This is a genomic window from Candidatus Stygibacter australis (assembly GCA_030765845.1).
GTDB lineage: Bacteria > Cloacimonadota > Cloacimonadia > Cloacimonadales > TCS61 > Stygibacter > Stygibacter australis.
Genome location: JAVCDJ010000265.1, coordinates 1 through 4,282, shown reverse-complemented (window position 1 = coordinate 4,282; position 4,282 = coordinate 1). Strand labels below are relative to the sequence as shown.

Below are 4,282 nucleotides of genomic sequence, written 5' to 3'. Positions count from 1 at the left end.
TGCTGATCAACTTTCCAGCCGGTATCTGCAAGATATATATCAGGGCAGGAATATTCATTTCTAACCATTGGCAAAGGAGTGGGATAAATCAGAGTATCAGGTTCATTCATATTTAGCATATAACCATCAAGTGGTTGCAATTGAGTGAGACTTCCATACCAACCAATACCTTCATAATATATTGAGCTCTGGGTCTGGCTTTTTATATTGGCACCGCTGCCTTCAATAGATGCCAAAGCATAATTGATCTCTTCCGCTTCCTGAGGTGCATAAGAAATCCAGTTCCAACCCGTGATCAGACTATAGATCATTGACTGTGAGTCAACAGCTAATCCTGTATATTCCCAGGTGACATTATTGAGTGCATTCAGTTTATAGAAAGTGATATTATTGATATCAGTAAGACTGCCAAACCAGCCCATGCCGTCATAATAAAGGGCACTTTGAGTTTGACTTTTGATGGAGGCAGCATTATTATCCAGAGAACTCAAAACGTTATTCACTGACATGTCATCACCAACGATATTAAGAGATAACCAGTTCCAGCCAGGGATCATATCAATACTGATATCTACTGGCGTAATTGTGGAAGCATGAAATTCAAAGGGTTCAATACCATTGCCGATTTCCATATCAGAAGTAAACTCAAAAGTTTCAAATATATTGTAAATATCACATTCAATGGGATCCCAATATTTAAATGTAATCATTTCTCCAGAAGTAAAATTGCTATGAATCATTGGTAAAAAAGCTATGTGACCAAATATTTGAGAATAATCAATAACAGTATTACTATCTGCTGCTGCTATTCCTCGGCATTCAGCACCAACAAAACAACCCAGTATTCCATTTGTATGTTCAACTTGAATATCATTTAAAAAAACTATTCCCCAAATACTACCATTGTATTCGTAATCTGCAGAATTGATACTCCATTCCGGTGCCTCACAGCCACTTTCTACTATTATAAGCAAGCTGTCTGAAGCAGTTAATCGTTCCTGCTGATCATCTATTGTAAAGGTGAGAATCTCACTTCCAAACCAGTTTTCACTGGCAGTAAAGGTAACATTCAAGCCAACTATCTCTGTAATAATGTTCAATCCACCTGTATCTGAAAGCAGCAGCACCTCATTGTCCACATCGTCCACAAATTCACTGAAATCCACTTCCAGACTATCATCTTCCGCAAAAGTGAAGCTATCTGGCAGCTCAATCGTTGGTGCATCATTTATCGGGTTAACGATCAATGTCGCAATAACCGTTTCGCTGTAATCTTCTTCATCATAAACTCTATAACTGAAAGCATCTGTACCATTCCAGTTAGGATCCGGCAGATAAGTGAAATCACCGTTATCAGCAAAATCTAATGTGCCGTTGCTGACGCCAGATATCAGTTCTGCAGTCAAAGCCTGGGGAAATTCATCAGGGTCATAATCATTAGTCATTACATTATCTGATAACTCCGTATCTTCATTGAGTGTGTATTCATCTACGATGGCAACTGGTGCCTGATTTTCGTAACTGCTGATGACAATCTGGGTAATATCCGTATCAATACCAGCTTCATTATCTGATACTGTAAGAGTTATTTCTGTTGTTCCAGTTGGGAATTCTGCAGAAACTTCTTCACCTTCGGCACTTCTACCTTCCCATGTCCATTGCCAGCTTAATATCTCACCATCAATATCATAAGAGCCACTGCCATTGAGCATTATCTCGCAAAAACCAGTTACATCTGCCTGACCGGAATATTCTTCTCCGGCATCTGCTATTGGCAAGTCATTAACCGAGGTAACTATGATCACCACATCATCAGAAGCAGTTGCTCTGCCCTGCTGATCATCTACTGTAAAAGTAATGGTTTCTGTGCCATACCAGTTTTCATCAGGAATAAATGTAACTGAAAGAGTATCAATGAGTACCTGGATAAATTCGTTACCAGCTACACTCAAGATTAGTTCATCACCATCAATATCTTCTATAAAAGGATAGAAATCCTCTTCCAGAACAGCATCTTCTTCCAAAGAAAAACTTTCAGGAAGTTCGATTGTTGGTGGATTATTTATGGAACCAGGTGTCACTATTATGTTTCCATTAGTAAGGTCGCCGATATCTTGACTGTTATATAGGAATTCAGATAAAATCAAATCAGATGATCCCTCTGAAATCCCCTCAAATTGTAACTCTAATAATACTCCTTCACCATTTAATACACTTGATGTCATATAGGCAATAGATAGTGTTCCTGCAACATCATTAGTAGTAATCAAACCACCATCTGATATTGTGTTATCCATTTCAAAATCAATAAATTCTACTACGGAAGAGTCATAAGTAATCTCAAATTGATAAGCAGTGACTACATTTGCTTCAGGGATTTCAGATGTCATAATATAAACAGAAAGAGTGTCTCCAATTTCACCCTCAACGGAGGTTACTTCTATACTATAAGTATTTTCATATTGCCATTGATTAATATCACAAATACATTCTATTTCTCCGTTTGAAAGTTCAACAGATACTGTTCCAGTCCTGAAAGAATATTCATTATTTTCGCTAATTGTTACCGTGAAAATATCATCACCACTACCAGATGCGATGTTTGTATTTATCCAGTTTTGATCAGCTAAAATGGTCCAGTCACTATTTGATGTAACCGTGATATCGAAGCTATCTTCCTGCCAGGATGAATTATGTGATGTAGGAGTTATGTTCAAAACAGGAGGAGGAGAAAGTTCAATTTGAATATTTTCAATTCGCGAATAATCACCCCAGTAGAATCCTGCGTCAAATGGATCAGGGAAATACCATTTAACATCGTGATGCATAATTCGCCATTCTGAAGAATTCAGAGCTGTAGCACCCAATTGGTTTGATATCCAATAACTATAAGGGCTAAAAGTCGGCCATACCTGAAACTGAATAATCCGTCTCGAAATCATAATAGCATCTGTAGGATCAGTATCTACATCTGGACAAACCCAGCCTACATCACTATAATTATGTACTGCCGGCCAAGGAATCGGAGGTGTTATTCCCCAAACATAAATATCTTCTTCGAGTATAGTTAGTGAACCATCAGCATGCCTAATGTAGATGCTCAATACAAAACTATGAGGGGCGTTTGTTGCAATATCATGATTCCATTGGTATTCACCCGGAACTGCTTGAGTCTCTCCTAATTTCATTGCATTCATTCCATTTATTGTATGAGAATCTCCCCTTTCGAATAATGTAATTATTTCTGAATTACCAATATTAGATATCAAAATAAATAGTAACAATATTCCTAATTTCTTCATTTTTACTCCTTATAATATTTTGTGTTTTCTGCTACTAGTATCATAATGTTATCCAATATCTTTCCTGTTCCCAGATTTTATCATTTACTGCCCGGTGAGCAAGGCTGTAATCAGAAACATTGTGCTCTTTCATAAGAGCATCTAATTCAGGAATTTCCATCGAAGTAGATATCTCTCCCAATTTATTTGGAAGGCGATTGTGCATTGCCTTTTCTGTTAATTTGATTTTAAATCTATCATTTGCAAATAACGGTTTACTTCTATTTGCATCCTCGGGTGAGTATGCAAATAAGCATATCAGTGAACTTAAAAAACATAAAACAATCAAAAATCTTTTCATCCTTCCTCCAAAAGTTATTCCATTTCTAAAGTAATTTCAATTTTCCAAGTAATTATTCCACACATTTTTGTAAATTGCCTCTTCAGTATATTAATCTTTGTTTCGCCTATATTCTGCATATCTTTGTGGATTTTTCCTTGATTGTAAGAATCTATTTTTATTTTCTATCAGTCAAGAATATTTTTCATAGTCCAGTTTATTTAGATAAGAGACTGTTCAACATCATGCCATCACCTCTACAGCTTACGCTTCATAATATCAATAATATTGTACATTTTCAGATTTTTTTGACAAATATGCGGCAAATCAAGGTCGTTAATAAAGCATTTCGTAAATGTATTGAATTATTGTTCGCTTCTTCCAACCATGAATTTGTCAATATCCTGTCAGGGATGTGCACTTTATTAGCAAAATGTTGATTTCCAGCTTATAGATCAATTAATTCGCATGAACAGACCCTACACCATCTTCTAGGAGACCAGTAGGAGACTTCCAGGCAACACAGGGGAGACTAGTCAAGTCCCAAATGTTGGTGTAAATGTATTTGTTTATTTTGTTCTATTATAGCGGAATTTTGCCAGTTCAGAAATGAAGGCAAAAACATACAAGATTCCACTGAAAAACTTACGATTATTAGCTT

2 protein-coding genes are annotated in these 4,282 nt (G+C 36.5%); both read right to left on the bottom strand.

Annotated features, from left to right (window positions below; translation table 11 throughout):
* Nucleotides 1-3,302 (bottom strand): Ig-like domain-containing protein (locus RAO94_13275; protein ID MDP8323314.1); only part of this gene is annotated, 3,302 nt, incomplete at its 3' end.
* A gap of 40 nt (nucleotides 3,303-3,342) precedes the next feature.
* Nucleotides 3,343-3,642 (bottom strand): hypothetical protein, encoded by a 300-nt coding sequence (locus RAO94_13270; protein MDP8323313.1) that lies wholly within the window; start codon nucleotides 3,640-3,642, stop codon nucleotides 3,343-3,345.
* Between the last annotated feature and the right edge of the window lie 640 nt (nucleotides 3,643-4,282).